21 protein-coding genes and 1 pseudogene are annotated in these 18,836 nt (G+C 71.9%); 2 read left to right on the forward strand and 20 right to left on the reverse strand.

Going from position 1 to position 18,836, the window contains the following annotated elements; genetic code table 11:
- Positions 1–6: 6 nt before the first annotated feature.
- The 3 genes from A4R44_RS11085 to A4R44_RS11095 form a co-directional block, all read right to left on the reverse strand.
- Entirely contained in the window at positions 7–1,173 is a 1,167-nt protein-coding gene (locus A4R44_RS11085; protein WP_067578993.1) for a WXG100 family type VII secretion target, read from the reverse strand.
- The gene (locus tag A4R44_RS11090) at positions 1,170–1,664 is read right to left on the reverse strand and encodes a hypothetical protein (protein ID WP_067578995.1); all 495 of its coding nucleotides are present in this window, start codon (positions 1,662–1,664) and stop codon (positions 1,170–1,172) included. Before A4R44_RS11090 ends, A4R44_RS11085 begins: the two co-directional genes overlap by 4 nt.
- Before the next feature lie 151 nt (positions 1,665–1,815).
- Positions 1,816–2,391 carry a TetR/AcrR family transcriptional regulator gene (locus A4R44_RS11095; protein ID WP_067578997.1) on the reverse strand — a complete coding sequence of 192 codons (576 nt, stop codon included), beginning with the start codon at positions 2,389–2,391 and terminating at the stop codon, positions 1,816–1,818.
- 88 nt (positions 2,392–2,479) lie between these two features.
- Here A4R44_RS11095 and A4R44_RS11100 point away from each other — a divergent pair, with 88 nt between their 5' ends.
- Positions 2,480–2,980, forward strand: a complete 501-nt coding sequence (locus A4R44_RS11100) for a DoxX family protein (protein WP_067578999.1) — start codon at positions 2,480–2,482, stop codon at positions 2,978–2,980.
- Positions 2,981–3,066: 86 nt separating this feature from the next.
- On the opposite strand, the gene A4R44_RS50180 is transcribed toward A4R44_RS11100, so the two are convergent.
- The 16 genes and pseudogenes from A4R44_RS50180 to A4R44_RS11175 all read right to left on the reverse strand — a co-directional run bounded on the left by A4R44_RS50180 (position 3,067) and on the right by A4R44_RS11175 (position 15,981).
- Positions 3,067–4,185, reverse strand: a complete 1,119-nt coding sequence (locus A4R44_RS50180; RefSeq protein ID WP_067579001.1) for an FAD-dependent monooxygenase — start codon at positions 4,183–4,185, stop codon at positions 3,067–3,069.
- Between the two features lie 14 nt (positions 4,186–4,199).
- Positions 4,200–4,532, reverse strand: a complete 333-nt coding sequence (locus A4R44_RS50185) for a hypothetical protein (RefSeq protein WP_232791565.1) — start codon at positions 4,530–4,532, stop codon at positions 4,200–4,202.
- A 403-nt stretch (positions 4,533–4,935) separates the two neighbouring features.
- Positions 4,936–5,106, reverse strand: a pseudogene (locus tag A4R44_RS52275) (MBL fold metallo-hydrolase); the annotation flags it as partial.
- Entirely contained in the window at positions 5,103–6,485 is a 1,383-nt protein-coding gene (locus A4R44_RS11115) for an MFS transporter (protein ID WP_067579003.1), read from the reverse strand. The pseudogene A4R44_RS52275 and the gene A4R44_RS11115, both read right to left, overlap by 4 nt.
- Before the next feature lie 133 nt (positions 6,486–6,618).
- A complete protein-coding gene (locus tag A4R44_RS11120; protein ID WP_067579005.1) occupies positions 6,619–7,209 on the reverse strand; it encodes a dienelactone hydrolase family protein in 591 nt (196 codons plus the stop codon).
- A 12-nt stretch (positions 7,210–7,221) separates the two neighbouring features.
- Positions 7,222–8,847 (reverse strand): thiamine pyrophosphate-binding protein, encoded by a 1,626-nt coding sequence (locus tag A4R44_RS11125; protein ID WP_067579007.1) that lies wholly within the window; start codon positions 8,845–8,847, stop codon positions 7,222–7,224.
- A 13-nt stretch (positions 8,848–8,860) separates the two neighbouring features.
- Complete coding sequence (locus A4R44_RS11130) at positions 8,861–9,649, reverse strand: SDR family oxidoreductase (protein ID WP_067579010.1); 789 nt, start codon at positions 9,647–9,649, stop codon at positions 8,861–8,863.
- 11 nt (positions 9,650–9,660) lie between these two features.
- A complete protein-coding gene (locus A4R44_RS11135; protein WP_067579012.1) occupies positions 9,661–10,401 on the reverse strand; it encodes a 3-oxoacyl-ACP reductase family protein in 741 nt (246 codons plus the stop codon).
- A complete protein-coding gene (locus A4R44_RS11140) occupies positions 10,398–11,186 on the reverse strand; it encodes an alpha/beta fold hydrolase (RefSeq protein ID WP_067579015.1) in 789 nt (262 codons plus the stop codon). Before A4R44_RS11140 ends, A4R44_RS11135 begins: the two co-directional genes overlap by 4 nt.
- Complete coding sequence (locus A4R44_RS11145; RefSeq protein WP_304456045.1) at positions 11,183–11,962, reverse strand: aspartate dehydrogenase domain-containing protein; 780 nt, start codon at positions 11,960–11,962, stop codon at positions 11,183–11,185. Before A4R44_RS11145 ends, A4R44_RS11140 begins: the two co-directional genes overlap by 4 nt.
- Complete coding sequence (locus tag A4R44_RS11150) at positions 11,959–12,885, reverse strand: VOC family protein (RefSeq protein WP_067579019.1); 927 nt, start codon at positions 12,883–12,885, stop codon at positions 11,959–11,961. Before A4R44_RS11150 ends, A4R44_RS11145 begins: the two co-directional genes overlap by 4 nt.
- 16 nt (positions 12,886–12,901) lie before the next feature.
- Positions 12,902–13,960 (reverse strand): Rieske 2Fe-2S domain-containing protein, encoded by a 1,059-nt coding sequence (locus A4R44_RS11155; RefSeq protein ID WP_067579021.1) that lies wholly within the window; start codon positions 13,958–13,960, stop codon positions 12,902–12,904.
- Positions 13,941–14,174 carry a recombinase-like helix-turn-helix domain-containing protein gene (locus tag A4R44_RS11160; protein WP_067579023.1) on the reverse strand — a complete coding sequence of 78 codons (234 nt, stop codon included), beginning with the start codon at positions 14,172–14,174 and terminating at the stop codon, positions 13,941–13,943. Before A4R44_RS11160 ends, A4R44_RS11155 begins: the two co-directional genes overlap by 20 nt.
- Before the next feature lie 80 nt (positions 14,175–14,254).
- Positions 14,255–14,503 carry a hypothetical protein gene (locus A4R44_RS11165; RefSeq protein WP_067579025.1) on the reverse strand — a complete coding sequence of 83 codons (249 nt, stop codon included), beginning with the start codon at positions 14,501–14,503 and terminating at the stop codon, positions 14,255–14,257.
- A 9-nt stretch (positions 14,504–14,512) separates the two neighbouring features.
- Positions 14,513–15,451 (reverse strand): PDR/VanB family oxidoreductase, encoded by a 939-nt coding sequence (locus A4R44_RS11170; protein ID WP_067579027.1) that lies wholly within the window; start codon positions 15,449–15,451, stop codon positions 14,513–14,515.
- Positions 15,452–15,462: 11 nt separating this feature from the next.
- Positions 15,463–15,981 carry a cupin domain-containing protein gene (locus A4R44_RS11175; protein WP_067579029.1) on the reverse strand — a complete coding sequence of 173 codons (519 nt, stop codon included), beginning with the start codon at positions 15,979–15,981 and terminating at the stop codon, positions 15,463–15,465.
- 388 nt (positions 15,982–16,369) lie between these two features.
- On the opposite strand from A4R44_RS11175, the gene A4R44_RS11180 reads away from it, so the two are divergent.
- Positions 16,370–17,854 (forward strand): aldehyde dehydrogenase family protein, encoded by a 1,485-nt coding sequence (locus tag A4R44_RS11180; RefSeq protein ID WP_067579031.1) that lies wholly within the window; start codon positions 16,370–16,372, stop codon positions 17,852–17,854.
- A gap of 1 nt (position 17,855) precedes the next feature.
- On the opposite strand, the gene A4R44_RS11185 is transcribed toward A4R44_RS11180, so the two are convergent.
- Complete coding sequence (locus tag A4R44_RS11185) at positions 17,856–18,833, reverse strand: sigma factor (RefSeq protein WP_067579033.1); 978 nt, start codon at positions 18,831–18,833, stop codon at positions 17,856–17,858.
- Positions 18,834–18,836: the final 3 nt, after the last annotated feature.

Here is an 18,836-nt window from a genome sequence, read left to right on the forward strand (position 1 = left end):
CCCGCCTCACTCGCCCAGCACGGGCGGGTACGCGTCCGGCAGGTCCTCGAGGAAGTCGAAGGAACTGCCCTTGGTGTAGCGGTTCTGGTGGTCGTCGGAGCCGTCGCCGCGCTGACCCGCCATCGGCGGGAAGAACCCGCCGGACATCGGACTGCCGCCGCGCATGCCTGCCGCGGCGCCAGCCGCACCGGCCGCCGCGCCGCCGGCACCGGCTCCGGCCGAGCCGCCCAGCAGCCCGCCCGGCATCGCGCTCCCGCTTCCGGCGCCCGCTCCGGAACCGAGCGCGCCGCCCGGCCCGCCGCCCAGCGATCCCGGCATCCCGGCGGTTCCGCCCGGACCGCTCGCCCCCGGCAGCAGCCCGGCGCCTCCCGCCGGAGCGGACGAAGCCGTGGTGAGGCCCGCGTCCGGGGAACCGGAAGCATCCCTGGAGCCGCGCGATTCGCTCCGCGAGCGGCCCTCCGGGTCGACGTTCGTGACCGCCGGCGCGTCGGTGAAATGCGGCAGCTTGTCGTGCACGCCCTTGCTGGAGGTCTCGTAGCCTTCCATCACGCGGACCGCCTCGGCCTTGGCGTGCGAGGCCGCGCGTTTGGCGGGCAGGTGGTCGTCGAGGAGCTGATCGACCATCACCGCGCCGCTGGGACCGCTGGCCGCGTTGAGGTCGTAGCCGTCGCGGAACTGGTTTTCCGCCGCGTAGAACACCGGTTCGGGCATCTTGTGCTTCGCCGTTTCGACCGCGCTCGTGTAGTGGTCGAGCTTGTCGCCGACCGTGCGCATCGTCTCGCTCGCGCCCGTGCCCCAGGACGTCAGCTTCGACGCCGACTGCGCCGCGTTCCCGGCCGCGCCGCCGCGCCAGGACAGCAGCAGCTTCTGCACCGTCTTGTGCACCGCGGAGGTCGCCGAGTCGACGTCGTACGCCAGCTTCCCCCATTGGTGCGCCGACGCGCCCATTTCGACCGGGTCCGCGGTCATGATCATGTCGTAGAGCGTGGTGTGCGCCCAGGCGTTCCAGTTGATCTTGCCGAAGGACGCGTCCTTCAGGTTGGCCCGCTGGGCGAGCTTGGTGCGCCGCAGGACCCTGCGCTGCCTGGCGGTGGGCGGGTGGTCCTCGCTCCACAACCGGCGTTTGCGGTGCTTCTCGTACGGCAGCCGTTCGTAACCCGGTGTCCGGCTCATGCCGGCGTCCCTCCCCCGTCGTCCGCCCGGCGGCCCAGCGCGTCGAGCGAATCCTTCGCGTCGCTTTCCTGCTGGACGTGCCCCGCGCCGGCCCGGCGGATGGCCTCCCGCAGGGACGACAGCTCGTCGAGGTACTGCTGCAGGATCGCCTGCGCACCGCCGTCGGCGGATCCGCGCACGCCGAACGCCTGCCGCAGGTGCGCGGCGACCGGACTGGTGCCGTCCTTGAGCGGATGCGCGAGCTGCTTGGCCTGTTCGAGGCAGGCGGTCAGCTCCTGCTGGCGCTTCTCCAGCTCCGCGTCGGCCGCCGCGATCTCGGCCGGGTCCAGCTCGATGACGCCGGTGTCGGCGACGATCTCGGCGGTGCCCGCCCCGGACGGGTCCCGCACGGAATCCGACGTCTCCGGCCGCCCGGACCGGTGCGTCTCCTTGGCCTGTTTCTTGTGCAGCGCACGGACGTCCGACCAGTCCGTAACCCGGTGCGAACTCACCCCAGTCCACCTCCCAGCAGGCGTCCTCGGCGGACGCGCGCACCAGTATGTCAGCCGTCCGGACCGCGGGCATCCGGTCCGGGAAAGTCGGCGATGAGACGACCGCGGCGCGACCGCGGTTCCGTCGATCACCCGGACGGGGGCGCGCGGGTCAGCCAGCAGGCGGGTTCGCACCCCGGACAAGCAGTTCCGCCACCGCGCGGGCGGCCGCCCGAACGTCGTCGCCGAGGTCCGCGGGCAGCGCCCGCTGCAGCCAGAGCGTCGCGAACCCGTGCACGAGCGACCAGGCCGCCGCGCCGGCGACCACCGGATCGACGCTTCCGTCCCGGAACCCGGCGATGGCCCAGTCCAGCGCCTGGCCGCTGCGCTGCCGCGCGGCCCGCAGGTCCGGATCGTCGCCGCGGAGCAGGTCCGCACGGAACATCACCTCGAAATGCGCCCGGTGCGCGACCGCGAACGAGACGTAGGCGACGCCGGCCTCGAGCAGGTCCGACGAGGGCGACATTTCCGCGAGGGTATCCGCGAGGAGGTCGAATCCCTGCGCGGCCACAGCGGTGAGCAAGCCGGTGCGATCGCCGAAATGGTGTGCCGGGGCGGCGTGCGAGACCCCGACCCGGCGGGCCAGATCGCGCAGGTTGACCGCGGCCGGACCGGATTCGCCGAGCACCTCGACGGCCGCGGTCAGCACCGCCTGCCGCAGGTCGCCGTGGTGATAACGCCGTGCCATGCCCCGAGTATGCCATGAACTTGTCAGTGACTAGACGAAGCGGCTAACCTGCGTCTAGTCACTGACAAGATTAACGGAGGGCCCTGCCATGGAACCGCTCGTCACGCTCGTCGCGGTCGGCGTCGCCGCGTTCGTCGTCTGCCTGGTCCGGGGCACGCCCGCCGCTCCGCTGCAGGCCGCGGTGCGCACCGGCCTCGCGGCGATGTTCCTGCTCACCGGATTCGTCCACTTCGCGTTCCTGCGCGCGGACCTGGTGGCGATGGTGCCGCCGTGGCTGCCCGCGCCCGAACTGCTCGTCACGCTCACCGGACTGGCCGAATGGGCGGGCGCGATCGGGCTGCTGATCCCTCGTCTGAGACTGCTCGCCGCGGGCGGGCTCGCCCTGCTCCTCGCGGTGATGTTCCCGGCCAACGTCCACTTGGCGCTGACCGGCGAGAACCTTCCGTGGTGGGACGAGCTGCCGTGGCGCACAGCCATGCAGGCGGTCTTCTTCGCGGCGGCCGTGACGGTGCTGGTCGGCGAAGTCCGCCGCAGGTCGGTGCAGCGGGAGAGCGGCGGTGTGAAGCAGGAGAGCAGCGGTGCGAAGTGAAGCGGGAGAGCGGCGGTGTGCCGGGGGCTGGGGTCTCGTGAGCGGCAATGCCGGTTCTCACCGGCATTGCCACTCGCGACCCCGGGTCACACCGGCGCGTGCCAGGCATCGTATCCGTAGATGGCGTCCGCCGCGGCCGAGTTCGTCCCGCTCTGCTTGAGCCAGCTGTTGCCCCGCGAGGCAAGCTGCACTTCGCGGGTCCGGTCCAGCCGGGCCGCCTGGTATGCCTTCAGCGCGACCTCGATGTTCGGGTACGCCGCCAGCGCTCGCGCCAGCACGACACTGTCCTCGACGGCCATTCCCGCGCCCTGCGCCATGAACGGCATCATCGGGTGGCACGCGTCGCCCAGCAGCGTCGCCAGGCCGGAAGACCAGTTCGGCAGCGGATCGCGGACGTACAGCGCGGATTGCAGCACCGAATCGCACGCCTCCAGCAACGCGCGGGCCTCGGGGTGGAAGCCCCGATACGCCTCGCGCAGCTCGTCGACATCCCCCGGGGCGGTCCAGGATTCGTGCCGCCATTGGCTTTGCCTCGTCGTGGCGAAGACGAACACGTCCTCGCCGCGGTTGAGCGGGAAAGTCACCAGCTGCGTGTCCGGATCCGGACCCCACCATTTGGTGAAACAGTCCAGGTTCGGCACGTCCACCGAGCCCGCGGGCAGCACCGCGCGGTACGCGACCACACCGGTGAACTCCGGGTGTTCCGCCCCGAACAACGCGGTGCGGACGGCGGAGTGGATGCCGTCGGCGCCGATCACGATATCGGCGGAAACGCTGGTGCCGCTGAAGTCCAGCTCGACTCGGTCCGTTGTGGACAGTCCGGTCAGCTTGTGTCCCAAGCGGACGACGCCGTCCGGCAGCGCGCGTTCCAAGGCGGCCAGCAGATCCGCGCGGTGCATGGTGAGCTGCGGCGAGCCGTAGCGGCGTTCGGCCTCGTCGCCCATCGGCAGCCGCGAGGTTTCTTCGCCGGTGTCCCAGGTGCGGCTGATCCGGAACTTCGGCCGCGCGGCGGTTTCGCGCAGTTCGCCGCCGACGCCGAGGCCGTCGAGGGCGCGGACGGCGTTGGGCGTCAGGTTGATGTCCGCGCCGACCCGGCCGAATCCGGCCGCCTGTTCGTGCACGACCGGCGAGAATCCGGCCTTCCGCAGGGCGGCAGCGGCGGCCAGGCCGCCGATCCCGCCGCCGACGATCGCGATTTCCGGCACAGCGCAAGCTCCTTTCAGACAGTGAGGTCGAGCAGATCGTGGCCCACGACGACCGGGCCGGAGTAGTGCGGGCGGACCCGCGTGAGCCAGCCCTCGTCGTCGAGGCGGGCGGGATCGGCCGGGCCGAGGTGCGACAGCGCGACCCGCCGGGCCCCGGCCGCCGCGGCGACCCGGCCGACGTCCGCCGGCGAGGTGTGCGAGGCGGCGAGGAAGTCCAGCAGCTTCGGCGAATAGCCGATGCTGCGGTAGAAATCGGGCTCCATCGCTTCGTGCACCAGCAAGCCGGCGCCCGCGGCCAGCTCGCCGACCGCGTCGCTGCGGGCGGTGTCGCCGGAGAAGGCGACCACNGACCACGCCGTGTTCGGTCTCGAACCGGTAGCCCAGCGCCAGCCGCAACGGCGGATGCGGGACAGCCCGAGCCGTCACGCGCACCCGATCGTCCTCGTGCACCACGATTTCCGCACCCGCCGCCACCGAGAGGTCGGCGGGGCGGATGAGCCCGGCCAGCCGCGGCCGGTCGCTGGTCCGCTGCCGCACCGCGACGTCCTGTCCGAACGCGGCGAGACTGCCTGCGACCAGACCCTCGGTGCCCGCGGCGGGCGGACCGGGATCGCTCGGGTCCGGCCCGGGGCCGTAGACCGGCACCGGATCGATGACGCCCTGGTTGGCCGGGCCCCAGCCGAGCAGGAAAAGCGTGAACAGTTCGGCGACGTGGTCGGAGTGCAGGTGCGTCACGAACACCGCGGCCAGATCGCGCAGGGACAGCCCGGCGGCGACGCACTTGCCGAGCGTCCCGTAGCCCGCGTCGACCAGGTAGACGCGTCCGCCGACCACCACCGCGTTCGCGCAGCCCTGCCGGCCCGGCGCCGGGTACGGCCCGGCCGCCGTGCCGAGCAGGACCACGCGCAGCGCGTCCGTCACGGCGAAACCTCTTCCAGCGTGCGGCCCTTGGTCTCCTCGGCGAAGAACCCGGCGACCAGCGCACCGGCCAGGCAGATCCCGCCGAGCACCAGGAACACCGAGGCGAGCCCGCCGCCGCCCGCGTACAGCGCGCCGACCAGGATCGGACCGAGGATCAGGCCGAACCGGTTCAGCACGCCGCCGAGGCTGACGCCCAGCGCGCGGCTGCGGGTCGGGTACAGCTCCGGCGTGTACAGGTACAGGCAGACGTTCACCGCGAAGTTGAACATCGCCGCGAGCGACGACCACACCAGCAGCTGCAACGGGGTCCCGGCGCCGAGCGCGCCCAGCACGACCAGCATCGCGGTCGTCCCGCCCAAGCCCGCCGCCAGCACGATCCGGCGGCCGAGCTTGTCCACGACCAGCGCGGCGATCAGGCAGCCGACGAGACCGGCGACCGACGTGGCGGTGCTGTACCAGAGCGCCTGGCCGATCGAGAGGTGGAACGAGCCCTTGTACAGCGTCGGCAGCCACGAGGTGATGCCGTAGTTGGCGAGGTAGCCGACGAACCAGATCGTCCACACCATCAGCGTGCGCCGCCGGTAGCGACCGGCGAACAGGTCGCGGAACGAACTGCGCTTCGCGGGCGCCGCCGCCGGCGCCGCGGTGGTCACGGCGGGCGGAGGCAGCGGTCGGCCGAGCGACTCCTCGACCCGGCGCTCGATCAGCGACATCGTCGCCTCGGCCTTCTCGGTGTGCCCGTGGGCGGCGAGCCAGCGCGGCGATTCCGGGATCCGCAGCTGCAGCAGCACGGCGGCGAGACCGGGAACGGCGGCCAGCGCGAACAGCGGACGCCAGCCCCAGTGCGGGATGACCCAGGCCGCGACCAGCGCGCCGACCGCGAGCCCGGCCGGGAAGACGATCTCGTACATCAACACGAAACGGCCGCGACGGCGAGCCCGGCTGATCTCCGCGATGTACGCGGCCGCGGTCGGCACTTCACCGCCGATCGCCAGGCCTTGGACGAACCGCAGGATCAGGAACGGCAGCAGCGCGGTGCACAACGTCATCGCCAGGCTGCACAACGCCGTGACGGCGACGCACAGGGTGATCACCTTGACGCGGCCGATCCGGTCGGCGGCCCAGCCGGAGGCGAGCGCGCCGAGCAGCATGCCGATCGAGCCGATGGTCAGCGTCGCGGTGCTGGCGGCGGTCGTCATGTGCCATTCGCGGCCGATGACCGGCAGGGTGTAGGCGATCAGCAGCTGGTCGAACGCCTCGAAGAACGTGACGATGCCGATGATCAGGCGAATCGAGACCTGCCATCGCGACATCGGGAGCCGTTCCAGCCGGGCGGCGATGTCCCGCTGGGTCACCTCGGGGGTGGCGGCGATACTCATGGGCCCTCCTCGGAGCCGGAGCGTGCAGTCGATCGTCGGGGGTTCGGGAGCGATGCCACGAACTCAAGGCCTCGCGGCGGGTGCGTGTCGGTGCGGGGAACCCTGCGGGAATCGGAGTCCGTCCGGGTTCCCCTCACGGACTTGACGCGGGGCCGCAGGAAAGTCCGGCGTCCAGGAACCGGACCAGGTCGTCCGCGGCGGAAGGTCCGGCGGGCAGCACGAGCCGATCGGGTGCGTGCGGGTCGAATCCGGGCGTGCCGGGCCACGGTGGCGGCGCGGGCCCGAGAGCGGCGGCGAGGTCCACCGAGGCCAGTTCGGCGAGGTGGGCGGCGGAGCCGAAACCGGCGGCGGCCACGCGGTGGCGCGGCATTCCCAGCCGGGTCCCGAGGTAGTCGAGCGCGCCGGCGAGGTCGGCTTCGAGGTCGGAAAGCGCGAGCGCGGCGAACGCGGCCTCCGCTTTGTCCTGGCCGAAGGTGTGGCCGCCGGTCTCGTAGTAGAACAGCGGCGCGACAGTGACGTATCCGCAGCTTGCGAGCGTGCGGCAGCAGTTCTCGACGGGTTCGTCGAGCCCGGCGGCGCCGTGCAGCACGAGCACCGCGCCGCGCACGCGGCCGGGCGGATGCCGTACCAGCAGCGGCGCGGACGTCCGCACCACCCGGCGGCGGCGATTCGCGGGTCCGTGCCCGTGATGGCGGACTTCGGCAGCTTCGATGGTGCCTCCCACGTCTGGTCTCCCTCAGCTCTCCGGAACCGGCACCGGCGGCACGAACGGCCGCGGCGTCGCGGGCAAAGCGGTCACGTCCACCTCGATCACCGACGGACCGTGCTGGGCCACCGCTTTCGCCAGCGCGTCGGCGAACTGGCCCGGCTTCGACACCAGCGTGTGCGGCAGGTCCAGCGACTGCGCCAGGCGCGCGAAATCGGGGGTGAACAGGTCGACGCCGGCGCGCTGTCCGCGGTGGTGGTCCTGCATGTTGCGCAGCACGCCGTATCCGCCGTCGTTGAACACGACCAGCGCGAGCCACGGCCGTTCCTGCGCCAGCGTGCACAGCTCGCCGAGATGCACCGCGAGGCCGCCGTCGCCGACCATCACCACGGTCGGCGCGTCCGGCGTCGCGAGCGCGGCCCCGATGCCGGTCGCCAGGCCCTGTCCGATGCCGCCGCCGGCCGGGAACACGTTGGTGCGCGGGTCGTGGATGTCCAGCAGCCGGTTGCCCCACTGGCTGGACGGGATGGTCACGTCGCGGGCGATCACGGACTCGGCCGGGAGGCCCTCGCGCAGTGCGGCGCAGATCTCCGCGTACGGGCCGATCGCCTCGTTCAGCTTGTCCCGCACGGCTTTCCGGGTCTCGATGACGCGGTCGCGCCAGCCCGGTTCGGTGTTGGCTTCCACAGTGGACAGACCGGCGAGCACGGTCGCGGCATCGCCTCGCACTCCGACGGTGGCCGGGTAGACGCGGCCCAGCGCTTCGGCGTCGACGTCGATCTGCAGGTGCCGCTCGGGCAACGCGAGGTGGTAGTGCTTGGTTTCGTTCGAGCGGAAGTGCGTGCCGATCGAGACGAGCAGGTCGGCGTCGGCGAGGAGCCGGGCCGACTGCTCGTGCGCGGCGAAGTTCCCGACGACCAGTTCGTGGTTCTCCGGCACCGTGCCGCGGCCGGAGTTGCTGGTGAACACCGCCGCACCGAACCGTTCCGCGAGCGCGCGCACCTCGTCGCGCGCGCCGGTCGCTCCCCCGCCGAGCCAGAACACCGGACGGCGTGCGGCAGCGAGCAATTCGGCGGCTTCCGCGAGCACAGCGGCGTCGGGCGGCGGGATCGGCGCCGGCTCAAGCGAGCCAGGACGGAACTCGTGTCGCGAGTACTGCAGATCGATAGGCCATTCGACGCTCGCCGGGCCGCTCGGCACCGACAGCGCGTGCCGGATCGCCGCGCGCAGCGTCTCCTCGGCGGTCTCCACCGACGTCACCGTGGCCGCGTGCTTGGAAATCGCGGTCAGCATGCCGATCTGGTCACGCGTCTCGTGGATCACGCCGCGGCCGCTGCCGAGGAATTCGGAGTCGATCTGGCCGGTCACGTGCAGCACGCGACTGCCCGCCGTGAGCGCCTCGACCAGCGCACCCGCCGCGTTGCCCGCGCCGGTGCCGGTGCTGGTGATCGCGACGCCGAGGCCGCCGCTGGCGCGTGCGTATCCGTCGGCGGCGTTCACCGCGGCTGCCTCGTGCCGCACGGGCACGAACCGCGAATGCCGCGCGACCGCTTCCACCAGCGGCAGGTTGTGCACACTCACCACGCCGAAGGCGGTGTCCGCGCCGGCTTCGGACAGCAGGCGAACGAGAAGCTCGCCTCCGTGACCGTGATTCATGGGTCCGTCCCTTCTAGACGTAACGGGCGATGCCGCCGCCGACGTCGATCGTCGCGCCGGTCACGTAGGAGGCACGCGGCGAAAGCAGCGTGACGATGGGGAAAGCGACCTCTTCCGCGGTGCCGAGCCTGCCAAGCGGAATCCCCCGGCCGGCAGCCAGCTCCGCTGACCAGTCCACAAAGGACAGCCCGCTGCCGGAAGCCTCGTACCTGCGTCGCCACTGTCCGGTGTCGACCAGGCCGAGGCAGACCGAGTTGACCCGCACGCCGTCCCCGGCCAATTCGGCCGCCAGAGTCGTGGAGAGATTGAGCAGCGCCGCCCTCGCCGCCGAAGTGGCCGCCAACCGGGGTTCGGGCTGCCGCGCGAGGATCGCGTTCACGTTCACCACAGCCGGATTCGCCGCCGTCCGCAGCCACGGCAACGCGGCCCGGACGACGTGCAGCACTGAGAAGATCTTGAGGTGCAGCTCGGCGCGCCACTGGCCGTCGGTGGTCTCGGCGAGCCGCGCCATCAGCGACCGGCCCGCGTTGTTCACGACCCCGGCCAGGCCGCCCAGCTCACGGGCGGCCTCGGCGACGAACGTTTCCACCTGCGCCTGGTCGAGCACGTCGCAGGACGCGGTGTACAGCCGGGCTCCCTCGGCGCGGGGCAGATCGGCGAGGGCCTTTTCCAGCCGGACGCCGTCGCGGGCGCAGGCGGCGACGTGCGCGCCCTCGGCCAGCAGCGCGGCCGCGGTCGCGAGCCCGACGCCGGAGCTGGCCCCGGTCACGAGCACCGCCGCGCCCTTCAATCCCAAATCCACGGGTTTTCCCTTCAGCTGCAGACGAATCCGCCGTCGACCACGAGGGTCTGGCCGGTGATGTAGGAGGCCGCGTCGGACAGCAGGAACGCCACCGAACCGACGACGTCCTCCGGCTGCTGCGGCCGGGTCAGCGCGCGGTTCGTCGCGTACAGCTCGTGCCGCTCCCGCGGAATGCCCGCAGTGGCTTCGACTTCGGTCAGCCCGGGCGCGACCGCGTTGACCGTCACGCCGTCCGGGCCGCCATCCCGCGCCATCGTGCGAGTCATCGCGATCACCGCGCCCTTGGAGGCCACGTACTGGACCAGTCGCGGCGAGCCGTACAGGGCGGCGTCGGAGGCGAGGTTCACGATGCGTCCGCCGGTCCGCGCGAGCTGCGGATACAGCGCCCGGGAGACGAGCCACGGACCGCGAGCGTTGACGGTCATCAACGTGTCCCACGCTTCGACGTCCAACTCGGCGAAGTGCTTGCCGCCCACGCCGTCCGCCATCGCCGCGTTGTTCACCAGGCCGTGCAACGGGCCGAGCTTCGCGACCGCGTCCGCCAGAGCCTCGACCGACTCCGGATCCGCGACATCCGTGTCGATCCGGTGTGCCTCGACGCCCTCCGCGTGCAACCGGGCGACCCCGTCCGCGGCCCGGTCCGGAGAACGTTCGGCAATCACGACGCGACCGCCTTGACGGCCGATCTCGCGGGCGATCGCCCAGCCTAGCCCGCGGCCCGCGCCGGTGACCACATACAGCCGGTCCTTCATCGCGCCACCACCGAGTCCACTTGGGACAGAAAGTCCACGACCTCGGCGGAAAACCGGTGCGGCGCTTCCTGATTCGCCGCGTGCCCGCCGGGGAGCATTTCGAGCCGTGCGCCCGGAATCGACGCGGCGAGCCGTCGCGACTCGGACACCCCGGTCACCTGGTCGTGCTCGCCGACGAGCACCAGCGTCGGCACCGAGATCCGGGACAGCCGAGGACCGTGGTCCGTCTCGGCCATCGATTCCGCGGCGGAGGTGTACCCGGGCAGCCGAATCCCCGCCATGATGTCCTCGACCCGTTGCGCCACCGCGGGATCCGCGCCAGGCGCGAGCAGCCGAGGCGCGCGCCGGCGCGCGAATTCCGCCGCACCCACCCGGTTCAGTTCGCCCGGCCGGGCCCGCATCACCGCGGCCCGCTCGGAGTCGATGCCGGAGCCGCGGGTCGAATCGGCCAGCACCAGCGACCGCACGACCTCCGGGTAGTCCAGCGCGACCCGGGTCGCGATCACGCCGCCCCACGAGACGCCCACGAGATGTGCGGGGGCCGCGTCCAGCGAGGTCAGCAGACGGCCGACGAGCGCCGCGTATCCGGCCATGCCCAGCGGCTTTTCCGGATCGGCCGAACTGCCGTAACCCGGTGCGTCCCAAGCCAGCACGCGGTGTTTCGGCGCCAGGCCGGCCAGCTGCGCGTCGAACGAAGCGCTCGAACCGCCGATGCCGTGCAGCAACAGCACGGGACTGCCGTCCCCGGCGATCCGCACCTGCACACCGTCCACTGTGGAGGTCACCGGAACACCGCCCTCGGCGCCGCCAGCGCTTCCAGCGCGGACAGCACCGCGTACGGCACGACCCGGCTCGACGTCGGCGTCTGCGGCGACGGCCGGTTCCGGATCTCGAACCGGTACTCCCCCGCCGGCCCGGCCGCGGTGATCACGTGCGAGGTCAACGGCGCGGCCGGATCGGCGATCACCGCCGCCTCCACGACGTCCCAATCCCGCACCGCCAACGCCACCGACGCAGCCACATTCGCCGATTTCGGGAACGCCGCGGTGATCTCCCGCGCAGGCCCGCGCCGCAGCTCGACCGGAGCGGTCGCCTCCCGCAGCGCGTCAGCCTCTTCCGCGGACATCCACGGCTGGACCAGCGAAGACGCCTTCTTCGTCGTCTCGATGACCACCCGCTCGAACCGCCCGAGCAGCGCCGCCGAACGCAACAGGTCAAGCCCGCCGATCGCGCCAGTCGACAACTGGACCGCACCCGGCCCGGCCGCGAGCAGCTTCTCCAGCAACCCGTCCGCCGCCAGCGCGCCGACCGAAACCACCAGCAGGTCGCACCCCGCCGACAGCACCTGCGGTCCGGCGTCCGCCAGCGCCCGCTGCCCGGCGGCCTCGACCACCAAGTCCGAAACGGACAGCAGCTCCGGCAGCGCGCACATCGGCAGTCCCGCCGGGGAAAGCGCCGGATCGACCACCCCGCCCAGCTCCGCGCCCGGGACCAGCCCGTCGCGCAGCGCCTCCGCGACGACCGAACCGATCGACCCCGCGCCCAGCACTCCTACCTTCACGACTGCCACCACGCCGAGTAGCCGGGATCCGGCACGCCGCGCATGTGCGCGCGGACGTCCTTCGACGGCGGACCCGCGGTGCCCCACAGGTCGGACAGCTCCGGCGTGCGCCGCCACACCCGGCACAGCCACGCGTCTTCCTCGACCTGCGCGACCTCGGAGGTGTACTCGCAGACGAGCCCGGCCGGGTCGGCGAAGTAGCCGAACGTGTTGCTGCCCGGACCGTGCCGGCCGGGACCCCACAGCGGCGTGACGCCGTTGTGCTTGAGCCGCCCGATGCCGCGCATGAAATGGTCGATCGAGTTCATCTCGTACGCGATGTGGTTCACCGACGCGAATTCCGCCTGGTTGAAGGCGATCACGTGGTGGTCGGCGTTGCAGCGCAGGAACGCCATCTGGTGCTCGGACCAGTCGGAGATCCGCATGCCCAGCACCCGCGTGTAGAACTCGCAGGCCGCGTCGATGTCGGCCGTGTTGAGCACGACGTGCGCCAGTTTCCGCGGCACCGCGGCGCGCCCGTACGGATCGCCCGGGACCACAGCGTCGACCTCGGCGGACAGCTCCACCAGCCGGCCTTCCGGATCGGCGAAGCGCAGGCCGTACCCGCCGCCGACCTGGTCGAGCTTGCCGGGTTCGGTGACCAGCGGAACGCCGTGCGCGGCCAGGCGGGCGGCGGCCGCGTCGACCTCGCGCGCAGTGGCGACGGCGAAGGCGATCTTGCCCAGCGCGTTCTGGTCGGCCTGTTCGAGCTGGAGCACGTGGTGCTCGTCGCCGGAACCGCGCAGCCACACAGCGCCGCGGTCGGCTTCGACCTGCTGCAGCCCCCAGACTTCGCGGTAGAACTCGCCGGAATCGGCGCACTGCGTCGAACGCAGCGTCACCGCGCGCAGGGCGCGGAGCCGCGCGATGGGTTCGGCGGACATGAGGCCTCCTGAAAGGTCAGCGGGTCGGGGCGGGCACGGGCGCGGCAGTCGCGGGGGCTGCGGCGGGAGCGGCGAGCACGGCGGCCTGGCGGCGGGCTTCCGACCGCAGCAACCGGCGCATCCGGACGAGCGCGATGTCGTGCTGGTACAGGTTTTCCCGGTCCCACGCGTCGAGCGGCATCGCCTCGGCCATCTCGCGGTCCTGCTCCAGCACCGCCCAGTGCCGGGCTTCGAGCCGGTTGCGGTAGAGGACGCGCCAGCTGTCGCGTTCCCAGCCGGAAACCTTGCGGCAGCGCCAGAAGAAGGCCGCGTGCTGGGTTTCGTTGATCGCGCACAGCGCCGCGACGATAGTGAACGCACCGCCCGGACCGGCGGTTTCCGGGTACGGGATGTCGAGCGTGACCCACTGGGCGCCGGCTTCGGTCAGCTGCACCCAGTCGAAGTTCACGCCGCGCTGGTCGGTCTTCTCGAAGACGAACCCGTCGTCGATCGCGCGGATCTGGAAGACGGCCTCGCGCTTGCCGCCGAACATGGTGTGGCTGTTGCGGTGCAGGAACGCGCCGTGCATCGGGTCGAGCAGGTTGTCCAGGGAGTAGCCATACGGCGCGTCCCATTCGACGTAGCAGGGGAAGGCGTCCCACTCGCCGCCCGCGATCGGGTCCGGCAGCTGCAACGGCTTCGGCTCGGCGGCCTCGTCCAAGCCGAACCAGGCGAACACCGCACCGGCGTGTTCCTCCGCCGGGAACGTCCGCAGCGCGCGACGGCCCTCCAGCGCACATCCGGGGCTGCCCGGGACCGACACGACGACACCGTCGCCGTCCACCTGCACGCCGTGGTAGTTGCAAGCGACCCGGTCGCCCATGTGCACGCCGAGCGAAAGCCGCGCGCCACGGTGCGGACAGCGGTCTTCCTGAACGTGCACGACCCCTGCGGAGTCGCGCCAGAGCAGCAGTTTCTCCCCGGCCCGCTCGATGCGGGTCAGCTCGCCGCGGTTGACGGTGCCGGACGGGCACAGCGGGTACCAGCGGTCGCGCAGGCCCAGCGCCAGCAGCTCCTCAGCGGTTCTGGTCGCCATCACGCCTNAGCCGCGCCAGTTCTGCGGTGAACGTCTCTTCGGCCCAGTCGGAGCCGTCGGCCGGGCGCAGGCCGCCCGCGTTGAGCGCGGAGACCACGCCGGGCAGGTCGTGCACACCCCGGCCGTAGACGGCTTCCAGCTCGTCGGACAGCGCGTTCTCGTAGCTCGTCGGCGGGGCGGTGCGGCTCTGCACCGGCCGCAGCTGCAGCGGCATCGGGCGTTCCCTTCGGTTCGTGGTGGTCAGGCCTCGTGAGTGGCGATGCCGGTTCTCACCGGGATTGCCGCTCACGACGCTCAAGCGGCGGCGGACGGGGCGAGCGCGGCCTGCCCGGCGGCGGTGAGCACCGCGGGCACCCGCAGCCCCGGTCCGCGCGGAGCGGCCGGTTCGGGGGCGAGCAGCCCGGCCAGCTGGTGCCCGAGTGTCGGGTCGCAGCAGGCGAGGCCGTCGACGTAAAGGTGCGGTTCGCGGCTGCACGTCATTTCCACGTGCCCCGCGGCGGCGGCGCGCAGCACGGCGAGCTGCCGGTGGGTGTGTCCGGCCATGGCCGGCTCCTAGAGGTCAAGAACGAGTTCGGCGGAGCGGCACCGCGACACGCACAGCATCATGGTCCCGGCGGTCGCCTTCTCGTCGTCGTCGAGCACGAAATCGCGGTGGTCCGGCTCGCCGGAGAGCACCTTCGTTTCACAGGTCCCGCACACGCCCTCGCGGCACGAGGTCGGCACGGAGATCCCGGCGCGGCCGAGAGCGTCCACAATGGACTCGTCGGCGGCGACCGCGACCCGGGTCCCGGAACCGGCGCACACGACGTCGAATCCCGTTCCCGGCGCGGCTGCCGGAGCCTCGGGGGCCCGGAAGCGTTCGACCCGCAGGGCGGCCGTTTCCGGCAGGGCCGCCTCGACCGCGCGGAGCAGCGGTTCGGGGCCGCAGCAGTGCACGACCGTGCCCGGCGCGAGCCCGGCCAGCCTCGCGGCCAGATCGGGCGGACCGCCGTGCTCGTCGTCGGCGTGTACTTCCAGCCGGTCCCCGGCGAGGCCGGAAAGCTCGTCCAGGAAAGCCATTCCGCCGCGCGACCGTCCACAGTAGAGCATGGACCACGGCGCGCGGCCGCCGGCGAGTTTCCCGGCCATCGCGAGGATCGGGGTCACGCCGATGCCGCCGGCGATGAGCAGGTGCTCCGGAGCGTCGTGCAGCTCGAAGGTGTTGCGCGGGCCCTCGACGGGCAGGACGCTGCCCGCGGTGAGCCGCTCGTGCACCCACGCGCTGCCGCCGCGCGAGGATTCCTCCCGCAGCACCGCGACCGTCCAGCTGTGCCGATCGGCCGGGTCGCCGCAAAGAGAGTACTCGCGCACCAGCCCGTTCGGCAGGTGCAGGGAAAGATGCGCTCCCGGCTCCCAGCCGGGCAGCGGCTTTCCTTCCGGATCGCGCAGTTCCACCTGCGTGACCCGGTCGGCCAGCCACGTCGTCCGGTGCACCCGCAGCATCGTCGGCATCGCGGTCGTCCTCAGCGAGTGACGCCGTGCATCGGCGAGGTGGGCGGGTAGGTCGGCAGCTGCGGCTTCTGCGCGCCGATGATGACGCAGAACAGCGCGTCGGTGTCGCCGGCGTTGCGCAGGCTGCGCGGCACCCCGGCGGGCACGCGGATCAGGTCGCGGTAGCCGAGCACGCGGGTCGCGGTCTTGGTGCCGTCCTCGACGTCGTGCACGGTCACCTCCAGCGTGCCTTCGAGGACGAAGAACGCCTCTTCCACGTCGTGGTGGGTGTGCTCCGGGCCGATCGCGCCGACCGGCAGCCGCATGTTGGAGAAGGTGAAGTGCTCCGAGGGCAGCTGGCGGGCGTCGCCCTCGTGGTTGCCGGTCGCGCCGGAGCCGATGTAGCGGATCTGCGCGCGGCGGAACTCGTCGCCCTTCGCGGCGGCCTGGAAGCCGAGGGTGTCCCAGTCCTCGTACCGCGTCTCGCGAGCGGCGATGCACGAGTCGATGAGCTCCTCAAGGTGCTGATTCGTGCTTTCGGTGGTGGTCATCGCGGGGCAACTCCTCCGGTGGTCCTCGGCGGGCTCGCCGCCGAATGCCTTAGGTCTAAGAGACTTACTGATAAGGGTTGTACCCCGAGGGCTGTGATCCGCACAACCCCTCAGGCCTAAAATTCTTTCCGGCGGCTCGCGCGCCGTGCGGGGCTTCGCGGACCTTGGCGCCCGGGTGGCCGCGGCCGCAGGTCCGCGAGGAGATCACGGGCGGCAACCCCGCCCTCCGCTCCGGCTCCGACGAGAGCCGCCCGGCCCCGCACCCGCGCCCATGGCGCCGCCTGGGAGCCAGGTACCGGTCCTTGATCCGGCCAGAGGGTTGACGAAATCTTAGTCCTAAGGTTTCCTCGGTCGCATCCCCGTCACCCGTGCCGAAAGGACGTCGCCCATGCAGCCCTTCCCCGTCCCGCCCGACGAAATCCCGGTCGGCGGCGGCTGGCAGCGCGGCGGCGGTCCCGCGTCCGCGTGCGTGGATCCCGCCGACGGGTCAACGGTCGCCTCGATCCACGCCGCCGACTCCGCCCAGGTCGACGCCGCCGCCTGCGCCGGTGCCGCGGCCGCCGCGGACCCGGCGTGGCGAGACCTGCTGCCGCACCAGCGCGCCCGGCTGCTGGCCCGCGTCGCCGACGCGATCGAGGACCACGCCGAGCCGCTCGCCCTGCTGCAAACCCGCAACACCGGCAAGGCGCTCGGCGAAACCCGCGCGCTGGTCGCGAGCGCGGCCGGTACTTTCCGGTACTACGCGGCCGCGCTCGAAACCCTCGAAGGCGAACTCCCGCCGAGCCGCGGCGCGCACCTGACGATGAGCGTGCACGAACCGATCGGAGTCGTCGGCGCGATCACGCCGTGGAACTCGCCGATCGCCAGCGACGCCCAGAAAATCGCCCCCGCGCTGGCCGCCGGGAACGCCGTCCTGCTCAAACCCGCGGAAGCCACTCCCCTGGTTTCGCTGGCACTGGCCCGCCTCGTCCAGGACGCGGGCATGCCGCCCGCGCTGCTGTCGGTCCTGCCCGGCCCCGGCACGGTCGTCGGCGACGCGATCTCCCGGCACCCGCTGGTCGGCAAGCTCGCCTTCACCGGCGGCACGACCACCGGGCGCGTGCTGGGCCGCGTCGCCGCGGACCGGATCATCCCGGTCACCATGGAACTGGGCGGCAAATCCCCGACGATCGTCTGCGAGGACGCCGACGTCGAGGAGACCGTCGCCGGAATCCTGTATGGAATCTTCTCCTCGACCGGCCAGAGCTGCGTCGCCGGATCGCGAATCTTCCTGCCGCGCAGGCAGTACGACGAATGGGCTTCCCGGCTGATCGCCGCTGCCACCGCCTTGCGACTGGGCCCGGGCACCGATCCCGCCACTCAGGTCGCTCCGCTGGCGACGTTCGCGCACCGCGACAAGGTGGCCGCGATGGTCGACCGCGCCCGCGAAGAAGGTGCGGTCGTCCGCTGCGGTGGCCGAATCCCCGATGACGAACGCTTGTCGCGCGGCGCGTACTACCTGCCCACCCTGCTGGACAGCCTCGCCCCGGACGCGAAGACGTGCCAGGAGGAAATCTTCGGACCGGTCGGCGTCCTGCTGCCCTACGAGGACGAGGAAGACCTGGTCGCCCAGGCCAACTCGACCGTCTACGGCCTGGCGTGCGGCATCTGGACCGCCGACTACCGCCGCGCGCTTCGGCTGGCACGCCGCGTCGAGGCCGGGACGGTGTGGATCAACACCTACAAGCAGTTCAGCATCTCGACACCGTTCAGCGGCACCAAGGAAAGCGGCCTCGGCACGGACAAGGGCCGCACCGCGATCCGCAGTTACCAGCGGCAGAAGAGCCTGTACCTGAGCCTCGCGGACGAGCCGATCCCGTGGGCGCGGGGCTGAATCAGCAGGTTCGGACCTTGCCGTGCCGCACTGCCAGGACTCGGCGACGTGGTTGAAGACGTTTCGGATCTCGGACAAGAGATACGGTGGCGATCGGCGAGGAGGCAGCCGGAGGCCGTTGCATACCGCCCGCGGCAAGCGTCATGGTGACTGCCCCAACGGCGAGCGCCGCGATGAAGACGGGTTCCGGACACTGCGACGGCGACCGGCTGTCGAGCACTCGCCTTACCCCGGCGGCGGCCGCAGCTTTCTCTGCGCTGACGGTCGCCAGGTAACCGGGGGCCGCCCCGCCCAGGACGATCGGGGCGATAATCATGCGCAGTCCGCCGTTGATATCCACAAGTTTCGAGGCGAGCGCACGGCAGCTCTCGCATCCGTCCAAGTGGTTCTCGACCCGAACACGCTCCCGTTGGGGCAGTCCGTCGCCCGGCAGCCTTCCGCTTGGTTCTCCGACAAACGGACCTGCAGACAGGCCTGCCGGAGCCCCTCGCGGGCGCGGTAGGCGAGCGCCGAGACACCGTTGGGGGTCAGTCCGAGCAGCGGCGCGACCTCGGCCGGGCTCTGCTGTTCGATCTCGGTGTGCCACAGCACTGCCTGCCAGCGTTCGGGCAGCCAAGCGAACGCCTTCGCGGCGAGCGCCGACCGCGGTGTCCGCGAACGGCACAGCCAGCGCCGCCGCGTCCTTGCCGATCGGCTCGGACAGGTCTTCGGTCACGTCGTGGGCGACATGCCACAGCGTGGTCAGCAGATACGCGCGGAAGGCCGAGCCGGGTCCTTTGCCCGTGCACAGGGCGTTGAACACCCTCGCGAACGCCTCGGACACCAGGTCGTCGGCCTCCGCATCGGATTTGGCGAGCTGGCAGGTCAGGTTGCGGGCCGCCTCGCAGTGCCGTTCGTAGAGGGTGCCGTAGGCGCTGACCGTTCCCGCACGCACGGCGGCGATCAACTCGGCGTCACTCTGGCCGGCGGGAACGGACACGCG

This window comes from Amycolatopsis sp. M39 (genome assembly GCF_001651785.1).
GTDB classification, from domain to species: domain Bacteria; phylum Actinomycetota; class Actinomycetes; order Mycobacteriales; family Pseudonocardiaceae; genus Amycolatopsis; species Amycolatopsis rubida.

Bases quoted from the DNA above. Each gene is read 5' to 3' on its own strand.
- A4R44_RS11085 (WP_067578993.1), bottom strand. From the start codon at position 1,173: ATGAGCCGGACACCGGGTTACGAACGGCTGCCGTACGAGAAGCACCGC.
- A4R44_RS11100 (WP_067578999.1), top strand. From the start codon at position 2,480: ATGGAACCGCTCGTCACGCTCGTCGCGGTCGGCGTCGCCGCGTTCGTC.
- A4R44_RS11150 (WP_067579019.1), bottom strand. From the start codon at position 12,885: ATGTCCGCCGAACCCATCGCGCGGCTCCGCGCCCTGCGCGCGGTGACG.
- A4R44_RS11115 (WP_067579003.1), bottom strand. From the start codon at position 6,485: ATGAGTATCGCCGCCACCCCCGAGGTGACCCAGCGGGACATCGCCGCC.
- A4R44_RS11135 (WP_067579012.1), bottom strand. From the start codon at position 10,401: ATGAAGGACCGGCTGTATGTGGTCACCGGCGCGGGCCGCGGGCTAGGC.
- A4R44_RS11125 (WP_067579007.1), bottom strand. From the start codon at position 8,847: ATGAATCACGGTCACGGAGGCGAGCTTCTCGTTCGCCTGCTGTCCGAA.
- A4R44_RS11180 (WP_067579031.1), top strand. From the start codon at position 16,370: ATGCAGCCCTTCCCCGTCCCGCCCGACGAAATCCCGGTCGGCGGCGGC.
- A4R44_RS11175 (WP_067579029.1), bottom strand. From the start codon at position 15,981: ATGACCACCACCGAAAGCACGAATCAGCACCTTGAGGAGCTCATCGAC.
- A4R44_RS11095 (WP_067578997.1), bottom strand. From the start codon at position 2,391: ATGGCACGGCGTTATCACCACGGCGACCTGCGGCAGGCGGTGCTGACC.
- A4R44_RS11170 (WP_067579027.1), bottom strand. From the start codon at position 15,451: ATGCCGACGATGCTGCGGGTGCACCGGACGACGTGGCTGGCCGACCGG.
- A4R44_RS11165 (WP_067579025.1), bottom strand. From the start codon at position 14,503: ATGGCCGGACACACCCACCGGCAGCTCGCCGTGCTGCGCGCCGCCGCC.
- A4R44_RS11155 (WP_067579021.1), bottom strand. From the start codon at position 13,960: ATGGCGACCAGAACCGCTGAGGAGCTGCTGGCGCTGGGCCTGCGCGAC.